This is a genomic window from Streptomyces sp. NBC_01591 (assembly GCF_035918155.1).
In the GTDB taxonomy this organism is placed as follows: domain Bacteria; phylum Actinomycetota; class Actinomycetes; order Streptomycetales; family Streptomycetaceae; genus Streptomyces.
This window is the reverse complement of sequence record NZ_CP109327.1, coordinates 766,877-786,397: the sequence shown is the minus strand read 5'-3', so window position 1 is coordinate 786,397 and position 19,521 is coordinate 766,877. Positions and strand designations below refer to the sequence as shown.

The window sequence follows — 19,521 nt, the reverse complement described above, 5'->3', positions numbered from 1 at the left end:
TCAGGGGCTTGTGCCGGGAGGTGGTGAAAGCCCTGGACGTCGAATCCGAGGGGTGATTCGATGACGGGATGACCTCTTTCTGGACGGGAAAACGGATACGTCTGCGCGGTATCGAACCCGACGACTGGACCGCGTTCAAGCGCTTCGCCGAGGACGAGGAGCGGTTGGGAGACTTGCTGAACCCGCCTCGATCCGCCGAGAGCCATCGCGCCTGGACGAAGGAGCAGGCCGTCGCCAAGCCCGACGGAGACTGTTTCCAGTTGGCCATCGAAGCCGCCGACACAGGGGAGACCGTCGGGGCCGTGGGCTCGTTCCAGGCCGACCCGCGTTCGGGCTGGTTCGAGTACGGCATCACGATCGGCGCCGATCACCGGCGCAATGGCTACGCGGCGGAAGCCGTGCTGTTGCTGCTGCGCTTCATGTTCGCAGAGCGGCGGTTCCACAAGTGTCAGGTGCGGATCTTCGCACACAACGAGGCATCGCTGGCACTTCACCGTCGGCTCGGATTCGTCGAGGAGGGCCGCCTGCGCGACCATGTGTTCATGGCCGGACAGCACCACGATCTCGTCATGATGGGCATGCTCGCCGATGAGTTCGCCCAACTGCACCCGATGGGCGAGCTCTGAACCCACCATCCGGATCCCGCGTCGAACGCGTCTCGCACCGGGAGGAGTTCGCCGCCGACGTGTGGATGGCAGCCGGATCGGGATACCTGCTGTCGGGTTCGTAGAACTCCCAATGGACGAACGCCCGGTCCCGGAAGAGCTGGAGGCGTTCCTGACAAACTCCCCGGCCACCAGCAGGCCGGCCAACGGAACGAACTGGGCTGCCAGACCAGCAGACCCAACTGCGCCGTGCTCAGGTCCAGATCACGCTGAAGGTGGATGCCCATCGCCCGATGCCCTGGACGAAGAAGCCGGATGCCGCCTGGGTGAAGGTCGCGATGGCGAGGACGACCCAGCGGTAGTGCCGCGTGCCGCGCATCAACGCTCTTCACCTCCTTTGGTCCGGGACGGCACCATGGGTTCGACCGGAGCCGGTACGAGGGCGGACGAGGTGAGTGTGCGCGTGAGCAGGGGAGCGGGAGGGGGAGTGGGAGGACGTCGATGTCGGGCGGTCACGGGCGCCAGTACAGCGACGGGTCGGGGTGGTTGGTGAAACCGAGCTCGCGATAGAGCGGTTCACCCTCTACGGAGGCGTACAGGTCGACCCGGGCGACGTCGCTTTCCCGGAACCAGCCGAGCAGGTCCTGCATGATCGAGCGGCTGAGGCCGAGCCGCCGGTACGCCGGGTCGGTGACCACTCCGATCACCTGTCCGATCCGGCCGTTGCGCAGGTGCGGGCCGGGCAGTCGTTGCTCGATCGTGCCGATGCCACAGGCGGCGAGGCCACTCCCGCCGTCCACGACAAGGATTCGCACGCCGTCCGCGGCCAACTGCTCCTTCAGTACCACGGCCAGGACGTCCAGCCAGTCGTCGCCTCCCCACGCGGGGTTGAAGAATTCGCCGCCGAGATTCTCGAAAAGCATCGCCCGCAGGCGTACGAGCTCCGCGATGTCGTTCTCCACCGCCTGCCGTACATCGGAGTTGTGTCCAGTGCGTTGTCTCATGCCGACCAGACTGATGTAATGGTCTTATGCACCTCAACCCTTACGGCGAGGATGTTGTGAACCTGGCCGCGGATCTGGCCAACCTGCGCCCTACGAGCGCCGACGAACTCGCGGACCGCTGCCGGGCTGCCGGCCTGGTGGTGGAGCTCCCGGTCACGCCACAGGACCTCGACCGGACCCATGAAGTGCTGGACGCGTGGGAGAAGGCCGTCGATGCCGACGACGAGCACGAGCGAGCCGAGATGCTCAACCGGATGCTGGCGGCGGCCGCCGCCTACCCGCGGCTGACCGACCACGCCGACGACGGCTGGCACCTGCACTACCGCGACGACCGGCAGCCGCTCGGCTCCCTGCTGTTCTCACTGATCTCCGTCGGCACCGCGCTGCACCTGGCGGGGCGGGGCATGCACCGGCTCCGGCGGTGCGCCGTGACCGAGTGCACCACGATCTTCGCCGATACTTCCCGCACCGGTCGCCAGCGCTACTGCTCCCAGCGGTGCGCCAACCGCGACGCGGTACGTAGGCACCGCGCACGAGCCGCACCATGACCGCATCCGGGCCATGGGGTGTGCCGTCCCGTGAACTTGCGGCGACTCGCGGCGCCGGCCCACGATGACTTCTGCGCCCGCCTGCCCTCACTGAGGGGTGGCGGCCCGGGGGCCTCCCACACCCCGTACGCACCGGCCCGCCCCACCACAAAGGCGGTGGTCAGCGCCATGGGAGCTGCGGTCGCGCGTTCGTAGTTTGGTCGTCGTACGGATCTTGCTGTGAGGTCCGACGGACCAGGAGGACCACCGCCGATGACCACCTCACGACGTCGCGCCAAGCTGGCCGTCTTCGCCGGGGCCGCCGCGCTCGCGTTGATGACGACCGCTTGTGACGACGCCGCGAAGCCCGGCCCCTCGACCGACGCCACGAAGTCTGCGTCGCCGACCGACTCCGCAAAGCCCGCCCCGTCCACCGGCGGCACGATCCAGCAGAGGATCGACGCTGTCACCGAGCAGGGGATCCCTGGCGTACAGGTGGTGATCTCCGACCCCGGCCGCGGTACGCGCACCCTGCGCGCGGGTACGGGCGACACCGGCACGGGGAAGCCGATCCCCGACGACGCACGGGTCCGGATCGGCAGCAACACCAAGGCATTCGTGGCGACCGTAGTCATGCAACTCGTCGACGAGGGGAGGGTCGACCTGAACGAGAGCGTCGAGCACTATCTGCCGGGACTCGTACCCGGCAAGGGGAACGACGGGAGCCGGGTGACGATCCGAGACCTCCTGCAGCACACGAGCGGGTTGACGGACTACGTCGTGGCGGGCGGCGCGAAGCCGGAGGACATCAAGCCCGGGCAGCTGCGGATAGCGGAGAGCGAAGAACCCCAGCAGCACCACACGCCGGACGAGCTGTTGAAGATCGCGCAGTCCTTGCCGCCCGGCCCGGCCGCGAAGGACTTGGCCGTCTACTCGAACACGAATTACATCCTGCTCGGAAGGCTCGTCGAAGAGGTGACGGGCCACCCCGCTCCGGAGGAGATCACCACACGCATCATCGACCGGCTCGGACTGAAGGGCACGTACTTCCCGAGGTCCGAGACGGACATCCGCGGACCGCACGCCCATGGCTATCACCGGATCGGCGGGAAGCAGGTCGATGTCACCGATGGCGATGTGTCATGGGCGCACACCGCAGGCGCGATGGTTGCGACCGGCGCCGATCTCAACACGTTCTACACGGCGCTGCTGCACGGCGACCTCGTATCGAAGGACCGGATCGCCGAGATGAAGCGCACCGTGCCGCTCAACAAGAACCCGAAGGACGGGTACGGCCTCGGAATCGTCCGTGTCCACAACTCCTGCGGCAAGGAGATCTGGGGGCACGGCGGGGGAATTCCGGGATTCATGACCGCCGGCGGCGTCGACCCGACAGGCCACGCGGTGACCCTGACGTTCACTCAGGTCCCGATGAGCAAGGAGTCCAATGAGGCAGTGATGCAGGCCGTCGACGCCGCTCTGTGCGGCAACTGACAGCGACTGCTCAGGACGCGTTTCGAGGCTCGTCGCCTGTGTGACGGACCTCGAACGGTCTTGATACACCGCGGTCTCGGTACACCGCGGTCTCACTGCGCCTCGGAGTTCGCATCATGGAAGTGCGGATTCCCGAGCCGCGAGCCACGACCCGGCGGAAACCCGATGGACGCGGCGGCCTGGCCGCTGAAATGGTCAGGCAGTGACCGCGACACCCGATTCCCCCGCATCCTCCGCATCCCCCGCATCCCCCGCACCCTCCGAACCCACCCCACTGACCGACGGCCTCGTCCTGCGCGAGGCGGGGCCCGCAGATCTCGACCAGATCGGTTCCCTCCTCGCCGAACGCGGCGACCCGGACGACGCCCTCGATCACCGGCTGGTCGTCACAGATCCGGACGCCGGCTGGCCCGCCTGCGCCGTGGTCGTCGACGGCGACCGGGTCGTCTCCACCGCAACGCTCCTCGACGAAGAAGTACGCATCGGCAGCGTGCACCTGCCCGCCGGCCAGGTCGAACTGGTTGCCACCGACCGGGAATACGAAGGACGCGGGCTCGTCCGGGCACTGATGCACTGGGCCCACGAACGCTCGGCCGCCCGTGGCCATGTCGTTCAGGCGATGATCGGGATCCCGTACTTCTACCGGCTGTTCGGTTACGAGTACGCCATCGACATCCCGCCGGCGCTCACCGTGCACACCACACCGCCCGGCGAGGGAGAACCCGCACTCCGTGCCGCCCGGTCCTCCGACATCCCCGCCATGGCAGCCCTGCAGAACACGGCCCAGAGCCGGTTCGGCGTGGCCATGCCGCACTCGGAGGCACGTTGGCGATGGCTGCTGGCCCACGAGGCGAGCAACCTCTGGGTCCTCGAGCACGCCGACACCGTCATCGCCACCGGCCGCACCACGCCCCCCGACGACCGGGTACTCCTGGCCGAGGCCGCCGCACTCGACGAGGCCTCGGCACGGGAGCTGCTCCGCGGTGTCGCCGGCCTGGCCCCCGACAGCCAGGTGCGGGCCGTCCACCGGACCGGCACCGTGACCGCCGCCGCTTGGCAGGAGTTCCTCGACCTCGAAGCGCCCAGGCAGGCGGAGCAGTACTACGTCCGCATCCCGGACGTCGCTGCGCTGCTCGACCGGCTGCGGCCGTTGCTCTGGCACCGCCTCACCACAGCCGGCACGGATCACACCGGTGGCGACATCGTCATCTCCACCTTCGGCGCCCACTACCGGATCCCGGTCCATGACGACGGCCTCGGCCAGGTCGTCACCGGCGGCGCGATGCAGGGGACCGGAGCCGTGGGAGGCGCAGCAGTGGCCCCCGACCACCTGCCCGCCCTGCTGTTCGGCCCGCACGGAATCGAGGGGCTGACCCGGATCCGTCCCGACGTCTACGCGGGGGACGAGGAACTGTTCCAGGCACTCTTCCCGCCGATCACGGCCGATCTGCTCAGCTACTACCTGCCGTACTAGGGCAACGGCCGCTCGCGCGACAGGCTGACCGCCAAGACCCCCGCCGCGATCGACCTCAGAGCCGCTGAAGATGGTTCATGGCCGTGTCCCAGAGCGATGGGACCGCTCCGTCGACCGGTAGTGGTTCCATCGGTGGCGAGATGGGCTCCGACGATTGCGAAAGGATCAGGTCCCGATACACTGCGTCAAAATCGGGAGAGGGAGTTACCCGAGGCTTCTTCACTCGCGAACGGATTGCTTCTTCCGTCACTCGTTCCAGCTCATGTGCAGCTCGCGCTGCCAGCCAGTCCGGACCGTGGACTGCGAACTTCAGGTCGCCCACAGCGCGCAGCGGATCCCCGACGTGGTCAGCAATCAGCAGACCACGAACAAGGCGGAGTACTGCTCGATCGCCAGGCCGCTCAATCCAGACGCTCAGCGCCATGTCGCAGCAGCGAATCGCAGTCTTCGGTTGGTGATGCAGCAGGGCCGAGCACACGTCCATCAGCCAAGCGTCCGGAGTGAATGATCCCCCACCGCTGACCCGCCATGCCATTGCCTTGCGATACAGCCCGTACCAATCACCCGCATCAAGCAGTTCAAGGCACCGTTCGCGCCACCACGAAGTGGGCCGCTCGGCAGCGGAATCAGGAGGTACACCCATGGCAGGAACCCTGTCGCGCGGCAACGGCCCTGAAAGTCTGTCACTCACAGCGAGGTCAACCGTCCGGTGATCGTTCCCGGCCAGGGTATTACCGGAGGCCCGCTGGACGACGGACCTGAGCGTGCGCCGAAAATCAGTGGTCCGGGTGCCTCGATACCCGGACACTGACCGGTTATGTCTATCAAGCCTTCGGCCGGCCCTATGTGTACCCGCGATTCCCTCGCCTCCGATCTCCGTGCAATGGGCCTGCGCCCAGGTGAGACCCTCCTTGTGCACTCCTCGCTCAGCTCGCTCGGCTGGGTCTGCGGCGGTCCCGCTGCTGTCGTCATGGCCCTGCTCGATGTTCTCGGCGCCGGTGGGACTCTGGTGGTGCCGACCCACTCCGGTGACAATTCGGATCCGGCGGACTGGGGGAACCCGCCTGTGCCCGAGGCATGGTGGGCGGACATCCGCGCCTCGATGCCGGCCTTTGACACACGGACGACTCCCACTCTCGGCGTTGGCATCATCCCGGAGACCGTCCGCAACTGGCCGGGCGCTCTGCGTAGTTGCCATCCGCAGACCTCCTTCGCGGCCGTGGGCCCACGCGCCGCCGCGATCCTGGACGGCCACGCACTCGACTGCCGGCTCGGTGAGCGGAGTCCGCTCGCCCGGCTGGAGGAAGGCGGGGCGCGGGTTCTTCTCCTGGGTGCGGGCTTCGAATCCTGCACGGCGTTCCACCTTGCCGAGTACCGGGTGCCCTCGCCGCAGGCGGACAACTCCTTCGCCGTCATGACTCCGCAGGGCCGTAGATGGGCGACTGTCCGTGACCTCTCGATCTCTGCGGACCGCTTCGATGATCTGGGTGCCGCCTTCGAGAAGGAACGCCCGGTGGAACAGGGCGCGGTGGGCGGTGCGGAGGCCCGGTTGTTCGACCTGGCTGACGCCGTCGCCTACGCCGAGGGCTGGCTGCCCGAGCACCGGCCACACACCGCGACGATCTGATCGCAGTGGCGCCCTCGGCGGTCGGGCGTCCTCGATTCCTTGCTGCCGCTACGTCGCCCTGATGCCGGGCTGGGCTCCCGCGCCGGCCGACGGTGTGGGATCGGGCGCGGGAGCAGGGGTGCTGAGGTGCGGTGGAGCAGCCTGGGGTACACGGTTAGATCACGAACTCGACCCTGCCGATCGCCACGTATGTCCGTCACCGACCGGCGGGCACTGTGCGACGGTCAGTTACGGAGACAGGGTCGAGCGCATCGGTCCGGCCCGTTCCGACCCTGATGTGCTGCTCTTCACGGAGCGGGCCGACCTCGAAGAACCGGAGGCGATTCTCGACCTGTGGACTGGATGTTCGTCACCCCGCATGAGTTGTTCGCGCAGCTCGGGGCGCAGCCCGTGGGCCATCGGCAGCGGCGAGCAACCCGAAGGAGCATTGAATGCCGGCCCTCGGAAAGATCAGGCCCGTAAACGGCGCTCCCTGCTGGGTCAGCCTGATGGCTTGCGATCTGCTCGCGGCCCAGGCCTTCTACGCCGATGTCATGGGCTGGGATTTCGTGGCCAGCACCCTGGGCAGTAACTTCTCCGTGGCCATGGCGCACGCCCGGCCCGTCGCAGGGATCGGATGCTGCTCTCCCGCCACCAGCCCTCCCGCTGTCTGGACCCCGTACTTCGCGGTGGACGACGCCGATGAGACCGCGGACCGGGTCAGGGAGCGCGGTGCCACACTCGGCGTCGGGCCGGTGAAACTGGGCGAGGGCCGCGCGGCGATTGCCGCGGACCGCGACGGGGCCGTCTTCGGCTTCTGGGAAGGCATGACCCTTGCCTGGTCGGTGGGGGAGGGCAGCGCCCCCGCACGGCTGGACCTGCAGACTCGCCACGCCTTCGAGGCGGCCATCTTCTACGCGGAGGTCTTCGACTGGGCCGAACCGCCCGGCGGCTGCATGGTCGACTACGCACAGGATCATGTCCGCGTGAAGCTCGAAGGGCGTACCGTCGCCACCCTGCGCGGCGGAGGCATCGAAACTGCCGCGGATCCCAGAATCCGGCCTCGGTGGATCGTCGACTTCCGCGTCGAAGACAGCGCACGGGCCGCAGCCGCAGCCGTCGACGCCGGTGGTGAATCGTCATTGGTTCCCGCACGCGACGGCCCTTCGAAGGACGCCTTCATCATCCGTGACCCCGACGGCGCGCTCTTCACCGTGTCCGGCCCATGACGGCAACCCCTCCGGGGCGCCGAAATGACGGTGCCGACCGGGTCGGCCGTCAAACCTGCCCGCACTCGTCAGTACGATCCGGATACGGACGACGAGCACTGCCGGCCGGGAGTGGGACACCTGCCGGTCGGCTGATGCCCTCATGGGGATGGGGTGCGATGCGATCCGGGCTGCAGCCACTCGCTACGGCAGGCGTGGATTCGTCGATCTCGGCACCTTGACCGCCTCCTCAGCCGTCATCTGGCTCCGCACGTAATGGACCGGCCGGGCTCATCGCCTCGGATGCGGGCGTGCAGGTGCATGTCGTGTCGGCCGTCGTCATGCACGGCGGCGCTGCGCTTGGTGCCTTCCAGGAGGTAGGCGGATTCCATGGCGACTCTGCAGGTCCAGGCCGCACAGGGCGATCCGGCCGAGCACCTCACCGCCGTCGCGGGTGACCGCCCAGTGGCCCCCTTCAGGCGGACCACGCCGGCATGAAGGCCATCGCGGACCTTGCCGCCTCCGGTGCGCTGAGGCCGCGGATCGAGGCGACGTTCCCGCTGACGAAGGCCGCCGAAGCGCACGCATTGCTCGAGAACGGGCGGAATGCGGGAAAGATCGTCCTGGTGGTCGAGGACGGGGGCACCGACTGAGTGAGTGGGCGGGTTGCGGAGGCCCGCGTCCCCGCCCGCACCCCGGCACACCATCACCTCGGCACGCCAGCACCCATAAATCCTCACAAGATCTACATATCCGTCCAAACGTTGGCAACGCTCCGAAGTCGCACATCTACACTGTGCTGACATCTCGCGAAGAGGCGGGTACTTGATCACCACGGGGGCCCCATGGGATTCGGCTTCGGGCAGCGGCGCGGCGGGCAACCCCCTGCCGAGCGGACCAGTTTCGTCGGACGTGCCGAGGAGATCTCGCTGATTCAGGAGGCCTTCCGCGAAGCGCGGCTCGTCACCCTGGTGGGGCCTGGAGGTGTCGGCAAGAGCCGCACCGCTCTGCGTGCGGCGGAGGGCCTGCGGGAACGGTTTCCGGACGGGGTGTGGCTGGCGGAGCTGTCGGCCTTGTCCGATCCCGAACTGGTCCCCGCGACGCTGGCCACCGTGCTGGGGGTTCCGGAACACGCCGGGATGGAACCGCTGGATGCGGTCGTCGCCCACCTCAAGGGACAGCAGTTGCTCATCGTGCTCGACACCTGCGAGCACATGGTCGACGCATGTGCCGTGCTCTGCGACGTCCTCCTGCGCGAGGCCGCCGAGGTGTGCGTCCTGGCCACCAGTCGGCAGCCCCTCGATCTGGTCGACGAGCAGACGATGCCGATCGCCCCGCTCGGAGTGGACGACGCCTTGGAGCTGTTCACGCAGCGAGCCGCCCGCGTCCTGCCGGGCTGGACCGTCACCGAATCCAACCGGACACAGACGCTGGCGCTCGTCGAACGGCTCGACAGGATCCCGCTCGCCCTCGAACTGGCCGCTGTGCGTCTGCGGGTCGCACCGCTCGCCGAGTTGGTGGCCCGGCTGGATCGCCGGTTCGAGGTGTTCACCGGCGGGCAGCGCGCTGCTTGCGCCCGGCATCAGACGCTGCGTACGACCATCGGCTGGTCCCACGAGCTCTGCACCCCGGCGGAGCGCCTGCTGTGGGCGCGCCTGTCCGTCTTCTCCGGTCCCTTCGAACTGTCGGCTGCGGAACGGGTGGGCGGGGGCGACGGGCTCCCGTCCGACGCCGTCCTGGAGGCGCTGTTCGGACTGGTGGACAAGTCGGTCGTGCAACGCGTCGGCGAGGACGGGGCGCGCTACCGGCTCCTGGACACGATCCGTGAATACGGTGCCGAGCGCCTCGACGAGGAGAGCAACGCGGCGGCCGTGCGCGGGCGGCACTTCGAGCACCATCGCGACACGGCCCGGCGCCTCTGGGACGAACTGATCACTCCGGCCCAGGCCGAGCTTCACCAAGCGGTGCGCGGCCAGATCGCCGACATCCGGGCCGCGATGAAGTACGCCTTCACGGCCACGGGCCGCGCGGCGGAAGGGCTGAGCCTTGCCGTGCAGCTCGCCCCGCACTGGAGGGCGACCGGCACCCTGTCGGAGGGGCGGTACTGGATCGAGAAAGGGCTCCATCTGGTGCCCGAGGACTGCGAGGAGCGGGCCTGGGGCCTGTTCACGACCGGAGTGATCGCTACCTGGACCGCTGACCTCGCGGAGGCGCCGACCTCTTTCCTGCAGGCGCGGGAGGTGGCGCTGAACTGCGATGAACAGCGCGTGGCGCTGTTCACGGAGCCGTACATCGGAGCGATGAGGGCACTCTGCGGCGAAATCGACGAGGGACTGGCCGAGCTGGAACAGGGACGTCGGCGCATCGTCGCCGTGGGCGACTCACTGGGCATCAGCATGGTCCACTACGAGGGTGCGCTGCTGCGGGCGGTGCTCGGAGACACCGACGGGGCACTGGAACTGTGCGAGGTGGGGCTGGCCCATCTGCACGGCACGGGTGATCGTCAGTTCTACGGATCCACACTCATGGCACAGGGCCTGATTCTCTGGCTTGCCGGACGCCACGAGGAAGGTGCCGACGCGCTGCGGCAGGCCCTGGACGCCATGAGTGAGATCGGTGACGTGCTGGTCGCGGCGCTCTGCTGCCTGGGCCTGGCCTGGCATGCCGCACAGCAGGAACGCTATGCCAGGGCAGCGTGGTTGCTGGGGTACGCGGAAGGCGCGCGGCGGCTGAGCGGTGACCCCGTGGCCATGCTGACGTCCGTGCTGGAACAGCAGGAGGCAACCCGGAACGCCGTGCGGGAAGCGCTGGGAAACACGGAGTACGAACGCTGGCACGGCGTGGGGGCGCGGTTGTCGGGGACCGAGATCCTGGAGACGGTACGGGCGGACACCGACACGCCGCTGTCGGCGCAGCGCCTGCCCCGCAGCCGGCAGGGGCCTCCGGCAACCGATGTGCTCACCCCGCGGGAACGGGAAGTCGCCACACTGGTAGCGCAAGGACTGTCCAACCGGGAGGTCGCCGAGCATCTCGTGATCTCCAAGCGGACTGCGGACACACACGTCGAGCGCATTCTCACCAAGCTCGAGATCGATTCGCGCACAGAGATCGGGGCGGCGCTGAAACCCTAGCCCGTTCGACCCGTATCTGGGGCGTCGCCACCGCCCGCCCTGTGGGTGCACCCCTCACCGGTCACACCAAGGGGGTGTACGCCGTAGCGACAGCAGTGGTTGCGGGCCGTCCCGTGGTGGTCAGTTCGGGCCACGACACCACCGTGCGCGTCTGGGACCCGGCCACCGGCCGACAAATCGGAAGGATGCCGGCCGGGCACGCCTACCCGGTGTGGGCCGTGGCGACGTCCGTCGTCGACGGGCGCCCCATGTCCAGACTCCCGGAGACCGCGACAAGTCGGCCCGAGAGCGATGCGGTTGCCACGGCCATCACCGGCTCCGTATGCCCGGTCAGAGTCGATGTGCTCACGTCTGCCGTCTGCCGTCTGCCGGTCGGCGGGTTTGCGTGGCGGGGTGGCATGCGGAACGGTCACGGCATTCACCCTATCCGGGCGGTGCTCGTAGCCAGAACACACCACTCTCCTGCTCCCCGCCTCGCCTACCGTCGGCGGATCTCGACCATGAAACAGCCGAATTCCACTGCGCGGACATGTACCAGGGCCACTGCCGGATCGGTGAAGACCTCGCGCAGCGCGTGGTCCACCTCGATCGCCCGCTCCTCGGGGATCTCGACCAGTCGCCCACCGAGGATGTGCCCCTGGGCGCTGTAGGCGCGCAGCACCCGGCGAGCACCGTGCAGTTCGACCGGATAGCCGGGGCCGGAAGTCGGCCCGTCGCACTCCTCGGCGTGAACGAATACCGGACCGCACTCGTCGTACGGGCCCGGCTCAGCGCCTGTCTCCACCGCCCAGCGACGCAACGGTGCGTACGAGACGAGGACAATCCGCTCACCTGCCTCGCTGTGCCGCAGACAGCAACGCAGCGGGGCACCGCCCTCCGGATCGGTGACGGGTGTCCGGGTGTGACCGGCGTCGTCCTGTTCCCGGAGTTGTTTCAGCACGGCGGGATCGATGGCCCGCACCTCGTAAGTCGTGGTCATGGCTTCAGCTTCCGCAAACGATCGTCCCGTCGCTGGCGGAAATCGGACATCGCCCTGTTGGGTATCGACTTGGCCCGCGATGACACCGCCCAACGGCGAGCTGGGCGTGGATCGTTACACTCACTGGTTGGGAGTTCTCAGACATACCGTGTCCGCGCTCGTCGGCGCTGTCACTTCCCAGGGCCTCGACAACGCTGAAGCTCTCCGGCTCCTGAAGCCCGGCATCGATATCCCTGCCGAGTACGCCGCCCGCGAGGCTGCCGGCCATGGGGAGCACCTGGATGAGACCGACCTGTACGAGACGTACGCCCCGCGCTCACCGCACTGCGGGATCTCGGCGTCCGGGTCGTCATCGCCGGGAACCAGACGGTGAAGGCGGGACAGCTGCTTCGGGCGCTGAATCTGCCGGCCGACTTCATCGCCACGTCCGGAGAGTGGGGGTGCGCCAAGCCGTCGGCTGACTTCTTCGCGCGGGTCCTCGACGCTTCCCGGGCCCCGGCGTGGGACACCATCTACATCGGTGATCACCCGCGGCAGTTGGGGGGACGACTGCGCGGCTGTCGCATCGGTGAGTTCGTACAGAAAACGGTGCCCACCTGGTTCTTGAGCACGCCGACCTCTTTGAACACCGTTTTCACGCAGGATCCGGCACCGATCCGGCTGCGAATCGTCACTTCCCGATCTCGCTCAGGAATCGGTCGATTCATCAACGATCGCTTTACTTCGCCACCGGGCGAGCTCGTGTCGGGCTTTCAGGGTGTCGGGGTGGTCGGGGCCCAGTACCCGCATCACGTCAGCCAGCAGGTCTTCCAATGCGGCCGCGGCACCCGCCGCGTCCCCCGCCTCACCCCGACACCGGGCGAGGTTGTTACGGGCGGCCAGGGCGTAAGGGTGGTCGGGGCCGAGGCGGTGGGAGGTCGCCTCGGTCAGGCGAGAGAAGTGGGCGGTGGCGGCGGTGACCTGGCCGGCTTCGCCGAGGCTTTGGCCGGTGCGGAAGAGCACCCGGTGGGGGACGGGCCGGTACAGGGCGTCTTCGGCGGCGCGGGTGAGGGCGGTGGCGTTGGCACGCAGGGCGCGGGCGAGGGCGGTGTCTCGTTCGATGGTGGGCCAGGCGGCGGTGAGGGTGTCAGCGGTGGTGCAGGCAAGTCGGTCGTGCTGGTCGGGGGTGAGGGTGTCACGGGTGGCACGCTGGACGAGCTGGTGGACGCGGACGGCCTGGTGGGGGATGTCGGGAGTGTGGTCGATCAGACTGAGCCGGTGGAGGGCCCGCAGCGCGAGCACGGCGTCCTCGGCCGAAACCTGGGCCGACTGGTGGGTACCGCCCGTGCCGGTTGGGGTGCGGCGACTGAGGTGCGCAAGGGCGGGCCGGCCGGTGAGGACTGTAGCGGGGATGCCGTTGGGGTCGAGGAAGGAAGCGAGCTGGAGCATGGGGCGGGCCAGGCCCGCCGGGCGGAGTTGGTTGGCGCGTTCGACGGACAGGGACCAGCTGGCGGCCACGGTGGCGGTCTGGTCGTCGGGCAGAGCACTGGGCTCCGGCAGCAAGTCGGCCAGCTTCCTCAGCCGGTCGGCCAGCAGCTCTCGGTAGGAGGCACAGGTCAGGTCCGCGTCAACGATGTAGGTCGCGGCCTGGGCCAAGGCGAGGGGCAGGTATCCCAAGTCGGCGGCCAGGCTGTTGATCTGATCGGCTGGCTCTTGGCGGTCGTGCGCGGCAAGCACGGCGGTGAAGTAAGCGGCGGCTTCCTGAGGGGTGAACAGGCCCACGGTCACCCGGCGCCGGCCTGCTCCGGGCAGGGCGGCCTCGCGGCGGCGCGTGGTGACCAGGGCGCGGCCGTGGCGGCTGGTGGGCGGCCACCAGCCGCGCATATCGGCGGGTTCCGCAACGTCGTCCAGGACGACCAGCCACCGGCACGGCTTCTGGTCGGCTTTGGGTTCCAGCCAGGCCAGGAACGATCGCGCGGCCTGCTCCGGGTCGCCGGGGTCGGCGGCAAGGATTTCGACACCGGCCTGCGCATACCCGGCTGTGATCGCTGAGCGGCTGCTCGCGCTGATCCACACCAGTACGTCGACCTCGCCGTTGTCCCAGGCGGTGCGGGCGCAGTCGGCGGCCAGCTGTGTCTTGCCCACCCCGCCGGCCCCGGTCAGTACCTGGGTGAGCACCTCGGTGCCCCCGCGGTTAACCGCTGCCCGCAACTGGTCGACTTCGGCCCGGTGCTGAAGAGACTGGGCGCGGGGCGGGAGCACGCCGACTTGGTGCGGCCAGGCGAAGGGCGCGCGCGGGGCGGCCTGCTGCACCAGGGTGAAGCGGTCGATCGCCAGGTACCCGGTGTTGGCCAGGCCGCCCTCGCTGGCGGTGGCGTCCCCCGTATGGCTCACGCGTACCGGGCCGGCGGGCCCTGAGGCCGGCCTGGTGTAGCCGGTCACCGCCGTGGCGCCGTCGCGGGCAGCGGCAGTACCGGTGTCCGCGAGGGTGACCGACGGCTCGCGCTTTGCGTCCGCGGCCCCGGGATCAGCGTTGGGCTCCCCGTCCCGTTCGGGGCGGCGATTGGGCCATCGCACCATCGGACAGAAACCTCCCACACGCTCCGGCTGTTTTGGACCGGTCAGCTGAAGTCGATACCCGTGCTTGCGCTGCTGTCAGGCCCGTCCGCGGTGGCGTCTCCGGTTCGCTCCGCCCGGACGGTCCCGCTCCCGGCTTCCTGCGGGCGTCGCACGCCGGTGGATGCCCGGCCTCCAGCGGTGGCTTTGGCCTTTCCGGTATCGATCGCCACGGCTCCAGGCTGCGGGCTGGTCGGGGACTGCATCAGCGCCCACGCCAGGGCGGCGATACCGGTGGCGCCCTGGACCGAGGCGGCGACCAACTGCCCGGTGTCCGGGTTGTCGAGCAGCCAGAAGAACGGTGTCGACACGGTCAGCACGACCGCTGCCACCATGACCGTGATCTTCCTACGTCGTGACACCCCCACGCCCCTTCTTGGCAGCCGACGGCCGCCTGTCCTGGCAGCATTGGACGAACTACACAGGTAGCACAGGACGCCTCTGTGTATCCACCGGTTCCCGTGCCCTGTCGGGACCCACCGTCCCCGCCGGCGCCCGGCACAGGTCGCAGGGTTCGGAGCGGCGGATTCCACGGCTCTCCCGAACTCTCCAGCCCAACATGGTTGGTAACCTCCCGGGATGACTGCGCCTTTCGACGAAGCCGTCCGTGCCCGACTGCAAGCCCCCAACATCTGGTACGTCGGCACCGTGTTCGCCGACGGAGCACCGCAGGTCAGCCCGATGTGGGTGGATCTGGAGGGGGAAGGGGAGCTGACGTTCAACACCTCGGTGGGTCGGGTGAAGGAGGAGAACCTGCGCCGCGACCCCCGCGTCTACCTCTCACACGCGGACGTCACCGACCCCTTCGACCGAGTGCAGATCAGTGGTGTGGTTGCCCGCTTCGTCGAGGGCGAGGAGGCACACGACCGAATGGACCGGCTGGCCCGCAAGTATCTGGGCATCGAGCGCTTCGAGTGGACCATGCCGGGGGAACAGCGGGTCGCGGTGATCGTGCGCCCCATCAAGGTGCGGCACATCGTCGGGGTGGAGCGGTTCCGGCCCGGCGGCCCCGTCCCCGCGCCCTGACCGGCACATCCGTTCGTGACAACCGTCGCCGGCATGGTTTCGCCTCAAGGGAGGGACGGCCGCTCTGCCCGTCGGCTGAAGCGCTGAGGCCCCCGACCACCACTACGGCCTCGGTCGGATGGTTGTCGGCCGTGCTCCGAAGGCCGGAGTGCTGCGGTCGTCTCAAAGCCCGGCTGTGCGGCCCCTTACCCGAGCCGCCCCGTTGTTCCTCAACTCCCGGCCTTCGGGCATCGCATGTTCAGCCGCTCAGGTCTGGCACTGCGCTGTGCCGGCGGTAGACCAGCCGCTCCAGGCGGCCCCGTCGGCACGGGCGTGTACGCGAATCTCGACCTTCACGGGCCCGCACACCCGGGTCGAGCTTCCCACCTCCGTGGGCTCGACGGTCCCACCCGCCGGGACATAGGTGCGACCGCTGCCCAACTTCACCCAGTGACCACCGACGACGACACGAAAGAACGCCTCGTAGGAGACGTTCACCGCCCTCGGCCCCGTGTTGCGCGCCTTGACGTATGCCGTGATCTCCCGAGTGTGGACCTTGCCTTCCTTTCCGCGTTGCGCGCTGATGCAGCCGTTGACGGCCACCCGGCCGGTCGACACACCACCGCCGCAGGCGACTGCTGCGGAGTGAGCGTTCGCCGGAATGGTCAGCATGGTGAGCGCGGCAGCGCTCAGGATTGTTCCGATGCGCCCCATATGCGCAACCCTGCTCCCTTTGATCCTGATTGCCTTAGAGGAACCATTACGCGTCGAGGCGTGGAGGGCAGCGGCTCATCGAGTTCTTCATTCCAACGGGAGCGGACGGTGCCCCGGTACGCGAGGCAGAACTGCGGACGGCGCGTTCTCCGCGATGGACCTCGCCGCCCGCCACCCGCGCACCGGAGAACCGCTGTCCACGGTGAAGTTCATGGTGCCGACCCTCGCAGCCGCCGGCGAGTCTGGCCCGGGCGCGTGAGGGACGACCGCGAGCTCCGCGGCTTGGCGTGAGGGTGTTCTCAGCCATTGCGTGCTGGGAACCGCGCAGTCTTCTCGGTGAGCGGCGAGCGGCGTGTGAGGGCCTGATGATCTGCGGCAGCGGCCCTGTCCAGGGCGCCCGCGCATCTTCCACTGGAGGCAGATCCGTGCACGACACCATCACTTTTGATGACGATTCCGACCTCGCTCACCTGGTCGATCTCATCGACGTCCTTCCGCCGCAACCGCGCAGGGAAGGGTGGGGAGAACAGGGGAGTGGTTCGCCGGAACGAACCTGGCACGCGATGGACGTCACCTGCCCGAAGTGGCATGCCGCGCCCAACGCCCCATGCACGCCCCACGGCACACACGGCGAACGAGTGCAGTGGGCAAAGGAGTTCACCCGAAGAGTCTGGGGCTGACCCGCGCACCGGCCGCCCGGATCCCGGGCGTCTTCGCGCTGCGCGGGCCGGGTAGTGGGCGGGCAACGACTGGAAGGCCGCAGGGGTTGAGGTCATGTCAGCGAGATGATCAGCCAGCCCCCGACCGCGGGCGTCGCGGAGGGAGAACGCGGTCTCAGGCGGTGACCGCCTGCGGGGAGCCGGTGCCGCTGCTTGTCATGACTGAGGAGATCCGCCAGCTCCAGCGCAGCAACACCGAGCACAACACACCGCGGACAGTGCGGGCTGTTAGCCAGGTTCTGTGCGTCGGCCTCGGCGGCGCCCTGCGACCAGCCGGCCAGGATACCCCCGACCATGATGGCCACGCCCTCAAAGTCTCCTCCGGTACCGGGCGCGGGCCGCGTCCGGTCCGTATGTGGAGCCAGCGCTCTGCCCAGTGGGACTGGTCCTCCTCTGCCGGGCAGTCACGCTCCGGGCTGCGAGCTTTCCCCAGTACAGAGGGGGGCTAGCCACACCATCGACCGACCCGTTGCCCGGATGGTCCGGCAGGCCTCGAACAACGAGGCTGAACGCATACGGATCCACCAAGCAAAAGGGAACCTTCTGTGTTCAGCTTCAAGCCGCTGCGCCACCGTACCGCCCGCACCGCTGCCGTCGGCGCTCTCACCGCCGCGGCCTGCGCCACCGTCATGGCCGGCAGCGCCGGAGCCATCGTCAACGGATCGGACTCCACCGAGAGCTACCCGTTCATGGCGACCATCCCGGAGTCGGCCCCCAAGCACGGTCTGAACGACGGGACCTGCGGGGCGTCGCTGATCGATCAGCAGTGGGTGCTGACGGCGGCCCACTGCGTGAAGGGCGACGGCCTCAAGCTGGACGGCATCGTGCGCGTCGGCAGCGACCACCGCAAGTCCGGCGGCACTGTCCGGAAGATAGACCGGACCTTCATCCACCCCGGCTATGTGAACGGCGACGCCAAGGCCGCCAACAAGAACGACATCGCGCTGATACGCCTGGACCGCCCGGTCGCCCAGCAACCCATCAAGATCGCCGAGCAGGCCGGGCGGCCCGGCACGCCGACCCGGCTCCTGGGCTTCGGCACCACCGTCGACACCGAGTTCAAGTTCCCGGAACGGCTGCAGGAGCTGAACACCCGCAGGGGCGCCGAGTCCGAGTGCGCGCCCGGCTACGCGGACCGGACCCGGCTGTGCACCATTACCACCGTGCCCAAGGCCATGGCGTGCTTCGGGGACTCCGGGGGACCGCAGGTCCAAAAGGGCCGGGACGGCCGCTGGGAACTGATCGGTGTCACCTCCGGGCCCGGCGCCCCGAAGGTGCCGTGCTCGCAGGGCCCCGGCCTCTACAGCAGCGCGCCCGCCTACGCGGGCTGGATCGACAAGACCATGAAGACCAACAGCGCCCAGCCGACTGCGGCCCAGGGCTCCGACCTCGCCGAGACCGGTACGAACGACAACACCGCGGCGATCGCCGGTGTGGCCGCCGCGCTGATCGTCGCCGGTGGCGGCACCGCCGTCGCGGTACGCCGCCGCAAGACCCGCCGTGCCGCCTGAGCGGAACCAGTGACGGTGCTCCCGTGGGCGGCTCGGTGGCGCTCAGCTGCGGGGCCAGGTCCCTGCCCTGCCCAGTCCGGGGACAGGACGGGCGCTCCGGCCGGGGCCTCGTCGCAGTCGACCGTGTGCACCACACCCCGGCCGGGCCCGCCGCCGACCTTCGCCAGTACCCAGGCCGGCGGCCGTCGGTGGTCGAGCAGCTTCTCAACCACCGACGGCCGCCCCAGACGCTCGGTAGGCACAGCGCCGTACGCCACACCTTCCGCGGGCCGCAGGTGGTCCTGCGGACTGAGCCACATCCGGTACTCCGCAGGCTTGACCCTGCCGCCCTATTGGTGAAGAGGCAGTATTCCGAGCCTGCGCTATTCCCCGTCGGCGTGACCACGGGGCGTGCCGAGCTGGCAGGACCGTCACAAGGGATCGAGGCTAGTCAGGAGGTGGCCTTGATCTGCTTCATGGTCAGGTGGGACTCGGTCCGCAGGACCCCGGGGAGGCCGGTGAGCCTGCCGGTCAGGAAGGCCTCGTAAGCGGCGTGGTCGGCGACCGCGACGCGCAGGAAGTAGTCCGGTCGCCCGAAGAGCCGGCGGAACTCGACGACCTCCTCGTAGGAGGCGACGGTCGCCTCGAACTCCTCGACGGTCTTGCGGTCGGTGGCGTAGACCTCGACATCGACGAGGACCTCCAGGCTGCGTCCCACCGCCGCCGGGTCGACGACGGCGCGATAGCCGGAGACCACTCCCGCCTCCTCCAGGCGCTTGACCCGGCGCAGGCACGGCGGCGGGGTGAGGCCGACGCGCTTGGCCAGCTCGACGTTGGTCAGTCGGCCGTCCTGCTGGAGGTGAAACAAAATTTCGCGATCGATGGCATCAAGGTGAAATTCATTGCCCATAGGCCCATCGTAGGGTCACTATCCGCAACCATGTGACGTCTGAATCGTCCTAAAATTTCC

The 19,521-nt window shown here is 68.8% G+C and carries 20 protein-coding genes and 3 pseudogenes; 14 read left to right on the top strand and 9 right to left on the bottom strand.

Features of this window, described 5'->3' with window-relative positions; genetic code table 11:
- Positions 1-68 precede the first annotated feature (68 nt).
- Positions 69-626 (top strand): GNAT family N-acetyltransferase, encoded by a 558-nt coding sequence (locus OG978_RS03970; protein WP_326763817.1) that lies wholly within the window; start codon positions 69-71, stop codon positions 624-626.
- A 232-nt stretch (positions 627-858) separates the two neighbouring features.
- Here the strand turns inward: OG978_RS03970 and OG978_RS03965 are convergent, their stop codons facing one another.
- Both OG978_RS03965 and OG978_RS03960 read right to left on the bottom strand, forming a co-directional pair.
- Positions 859-984, bottom strand: a complete 126-nt coding sequence (locus OG978_RS03965) for a hypothetical protein (protein WP_326763816.1) — start codon at positions 982-984, stop codon at positions 859-861.
- Positions 985-1,117: 133 nt separating this feature from the next.
- Positions 1,118-1,609, bottom strand: a complete 492-nt coding sequence (locus OG978_RS03960; RefSeq protein WP_326763815.1) for a GNAT family N-acetyltransferase — start codon at positions 1,607-1,609, stop codon at positions 1,118-1,120.
- Positions 1,610-1,635: 26 nt separating this feature from the next.
- Between OG978_RS03960 and OG978_RS03955 the strand changes: the two genes are divergently transcribed.
- The 3 genes from OG978_RS03955 (at position 1,636) to OG978_RS03945 (ending at position 5,104) form a co-directional block, all read left to right on the top strand.
- On the top strand, positions 1,636-2,157 hold the full coding sequence (locus tag OG978_RS03955) for a CGNR zinc finger domain-containing protein (RefSeq protein WP_326763814.1): 522 nt from the start codon (positions 1,636-1,638) through the stop codon (positions 2,155-2,157).
- Between the two features lie 252 nt (positions 2,158-2,409).
- Positions 2,410-3,630, top strand: coding sequence for a serine hydrolase domain-containing protein (locus OG978_RS03950; protein WP_326763813.1), 1,221 nt, complete (start codon positions 2,410-2,412; stop codon positions 3,628-3,630).
- Positions 3,631-3,832: 202 nt separating this feature from the next.
- Entirely contained in the window at positions 3,833-5,104 is a 1,272-nt protein-coding gene (locus OG978_RS03945; protein ID WP_326763812.1) for a GNAT family N-acetyltransferase, read from the top strand.
- Positions 5,105-5,159: 55 nt separating this feature from the next.
- Here OG978_RS03945 and OG978_RS03940 read toward each other — a convergent pair whose 3' ends face one another.
- A complete protein-coding gene (locus tag OG978_RS03940; protein ID WP_326763811.1) occupies positions 5,160-5,747 on the bottom strand; it encodes a hypothetical protein in 588 nt (195 codons plus the stop codon).
- Positions 5,748-5,921: 174 nt separating this feature from the next.
- Here OG978_RS03940 and OG978_RS03935 point away from each other — a divergent pair, with 174 nt between their 5' ends.
- The 5 genes and pseudogenes from OG978_RS03935 to OG978_RS48235 form a co-directional block, all read left to right on the top strand.
- The gene (locus OG978_RS03935) at positions 5,922-6,731 is read left to right on the top strand and encodes an aminoglycoside N(3)-acetyltransferase (RefSeq protein ID WP_326763810.1); all 810 of its coding nucleotides are present in this window, start codon (positions 5,922-5,924) and stop codon (positions 6,729-6,731) included.
- A gap of 431 nt (positions 6,732-7,162) precedes the next feature.
- Entirely contained in the window at positions 7,163-7,939 is a 777-nt protein-coding gene (locus OG978_RS03930; protein ID WP_326763809.1) for a VOC family protein, read from the top strand.
- 473 nt (positions 7,940-8,412) lie between these two features.
- On the top strand, positions 8,413-8,571 hold the full coding sequence (locus tag OG978_RS03925; RefSeq protein WP_442817653.1) for a zinc-binding dehydrogenase: 159 nt from the start codon (positions 8,413-8,415) through the stop codon (positions 8,569-8,571).
- Positions 8,572-8,763: 192 nt separating this feature from the next.
- Positions 8,764-11,049 (top strand): ATP-binding protein, encoded by a 2,286-nt coding sequence (locus OG978_RS03920; RefSeq protein ID WP_326763808.1) that lies wholly within the window; start codon positions 8,764-8,766, stop codon positions 11,047-11,049.
- A 41-nt stretch (positions 11,050-11,090) separates the two neighbouring features.
- Positions 11,091-11,195, top strand: a pseudogene (locus tag OG978_RS48235) (hypothetical protein); the annotation flags it as partial.
- Between the two features lie 332 nt (positions 11,196-11,527).
- On the opposite strand, the gene OG978_RS03915 reads toward OG978_RS48235, so the two are convergent.
- Positions 11,528-12,028: a DUF1203 domain-containing protein gene (locus tag OG978_RS03915; RefSeq protein ID WP_326763807.1), complete on the bottom strand. Its 501-nt coding sequence runs from the start codon at positions 12,026-12,028 to the stop codon at positions 11,528-11,530.
- Between the two features lie 79 nt (positions 12,029-12,107).
- On the opposite strand from OG978_RS03915, the pseudogene OG978_RS03910 reads away from it, so the two are divergent.
- Positions 12,108-12,559: pseudogene (locus OG978_RS03910) on the top strand (HAD family hydrolase); the annotation flags it as partial.
- Positions 12,560-12,715: 156 nt separating this feature from the next.
- Here the strand turns inward: OG978_RS03910 and OG978_RS03905 are convergent.
- A complete protein-coding gene (locus OG978_RS03905; protein WP_326763806.1) occupies positions 12,716-14,587 on the bottom strand; it encodes an NB-ARC domain-containing protein in 1,872 nt (623 codons plus the stop codon).
- Positions 14,588-14,628: 41 nt separating this feature from the next.
- A complete protein-coding gene (locus tag OG978_RS03900) occupies positions 14,629-14,985 on the bottom strand; it encodes a hypothetical protein (RefSeq protein ID WP_326763805.1) in 357 nt (118 codons plus the stop codon).
- 217 nt (positions 14,986-15,202) lie between these two features.
- Here OG978_RS03900 and OG978_RS03895 point away from each other — a divergent pair, with 217 nt between their 5' ends.
- Entirely contained in the window at positions 15,203-15,649 is a 447-nt protein-coding gene (locus OG978_RS03895) for a PPOX class F420-dependent oxidoreductase (RefSeq protein ID WP_326763804.1), read from the top strand.
- A 246-nt stretch (positions 15,650-15,895) separates the two neighbouring features.
- On the opposite strand, the gene OG978_RS03890 is transcribed toward OG978_RS03895, so the two are convergent.
- Positions 15,896-16,342 carry a hypothetical protein gene (locus OG978_RS03890; RefSeq protein WP_326763803.1) on the bottom strand — a complete coding sequence of 149 codons (447 nt, stop codon included), beginning with the start codon at positions 16,340-16,342 and terminating at the stop codon, positions 15,896-15,898.
- Positions 16,343-16,469: 127 nt separating this feature from the next.
- Here OG978_RS03890 and OG978_RS03885 point away from each other — a divergent pair.
- Both OG978_RS03885 and OG978_RS03880 read left to right on the top strand, forming a co-directional pair.
- Positions 16,470-16,583, top strand: a pseudogene (locus OG978_RS03885) (recombinase family protein); the annotation flags it as partial.
- Positions 16,584-16,767: 184 nt separating this feature from the next.
- Positions 16,768-17,022, top strand: a complete 255-nt coding sequence (locus tag OG978_RS03880; RefSeq protein ID WP_326763802.1) for a hypothetical protein — start codon at positions 16,768-16,770, stop codon at positions 17,020-17,022.
- A gap of 92 nt (positions 17,023-17,114) precedes the next feature.
- Here the strand turns inward: OG978_RS03880 and OG978_RS03875 are convergent, their stop codons facing one another.
- A complete protein-coding gene (locus tag OG978_RS03875; RefSeq protein WP_326763801.1) occupies positions 17,115-17,366 on the bottom strand; it encodes a hypothetical protein in 252 nt (83 codons plus the stop codon).
- A 240-nt stretch (positions 17,367-17,606) separates the two neighbouring features.
- Here OG978_RS03875 and OG978_RS03870 point away from each other — a divergent pair, with 240 nt between their 5' ends.
- Positions 17,607-18,572 (top strand): S1 family peptidase, encoded by a 966-nt coding sequence (locus OG978_RS03870; protein WP_442817652.1) that lies wholly within the window; start codon positions 17,607-17,609, stop codon positions 18,570-18,572.
- A gap of 430 nt (positions 18,573-19,002) precedes the next feature.
- On the opposite strand, the gene OG978_RS03860 is transcribed toward OG978_RS03870, so the two are convergent.
- On the bottom strand, positions 19,003-19,461 hold the full coding sequence (locus tag OG978_RS03860; RefSeq protein WP_326763800.1) for an Lrp/AsnC family transcriptional regulator: 459 nt from the start codon (positions 19,459-19,461) through the stop codon (positions 19,003-19,005).
- Positions 19,462-19,521 lie beyond the last annotated feature (60 nt).

Bases quoted from the DNA above. Each gene is read 5' to 3' on its own strand.
- OG978_RS03970 (WP_326763817.1), top strand. From the start codon at position 69: ATGACCTCTTTCTGGACGGGAAAACGGATACGTCTGCGCGGTATCGAA.
- OG978_RS03965 (WP_326763816.1), bottom strand. From the start codon at position 984: ATGCGCGGCACGCGGCACTACCGCTGGGTCGTCCTCGCCATCGCGACC.
- OG978_RS03960 (WP_326763815.1), bottom strand. From the start codon at position 1,609: ATGAGACAACGCACTGGACACAACTCCGATGTACGGCAGGCGGTGGAG.
- OG978_RS03955 (WP_326763814.1), top strand. From the start codon at position 1,636: ATGCACCTCAACCCTTACGGCGAGGATGTTGTGAACCTGGCCGCGGAT.
- OG978_RS03950 (WP_326763813.1), top strand. From the start codon at position 2,410: ATGACCACCTCACGACGTCGCGCCAAGCTGGCCGTCTTCGCCGGGGCC.
- OG978_RS03940 (WP_326763811.1), bottom strand. From the start codon at position 5,747: ATGGGTGTACCTCCTGATTCCGCTGCCGAGCGGCCCACTTCGTGGTGG.
- OG978_RS03935 (WP_326763810.1), top strand. From the start codon at position 5,922: ATGTCTATCAAGCCTTCGGCCGGCCCTATGTGTACCCGCGATTCCCTC.
- OG978_RS03930 (WP_326763809.1), top strand. From the start codon at position 7,163: ATGCCGGCCCTCGGAAAGATCAGGCCCGTAAACGGCGCTCCCTGCTGG.
- OG978_RS03925 (WP_442817653.1), top strand. From the start codon at position 8,413: ATGAAGGCCATCGCGGACCTTGCCGCCTCCGGTGCGCTGAGGCCGCGG.
- OG978_RS03920 (WP_326763808.1), top strand. From the start codon at position 8,764: ATGGGATTCGGCTTCGGGCAGCGGCGCGGCGGGCAACCCCCTGCCGAG.
- OG978_RS03915 (WP_326763807.1), bottom strand. From the start codon at position 12,028: ATGACCACGACTTACGAGGTGCGGGCCATCGATCCCGCCGTGCTGAAA.
- OG978_RS03905 (WP_326763806.1), bottom strand. From the start codon at position 14,587: ATGGTGCGATGGCCCAATCGCCGCCCCGAACGGGACGGGGAGCCCAAC.
- OG978_RS03895 (WP_326763804.1), top strand. From the start codon at position 15,203: ATGACTGCGCCTTTCGACGAAGCCGTCCGTGCCCGACTGCAAGCCCCC.
- OG978_RS03890 (WP_326763803.1), bottom strand. From the start codon at position 16,342: ATGGGGCGCATCGGAACAATCCTGAGCGCTGCCGCGCTCACCATGCTG.
- OG978_RS03860 (WP_326763800.1), bottom strand. From the start codon at position 19,461: ATGGGCAATGAATTTCACCTTGATGCCATCGATCGCGAAATTTTGTTT.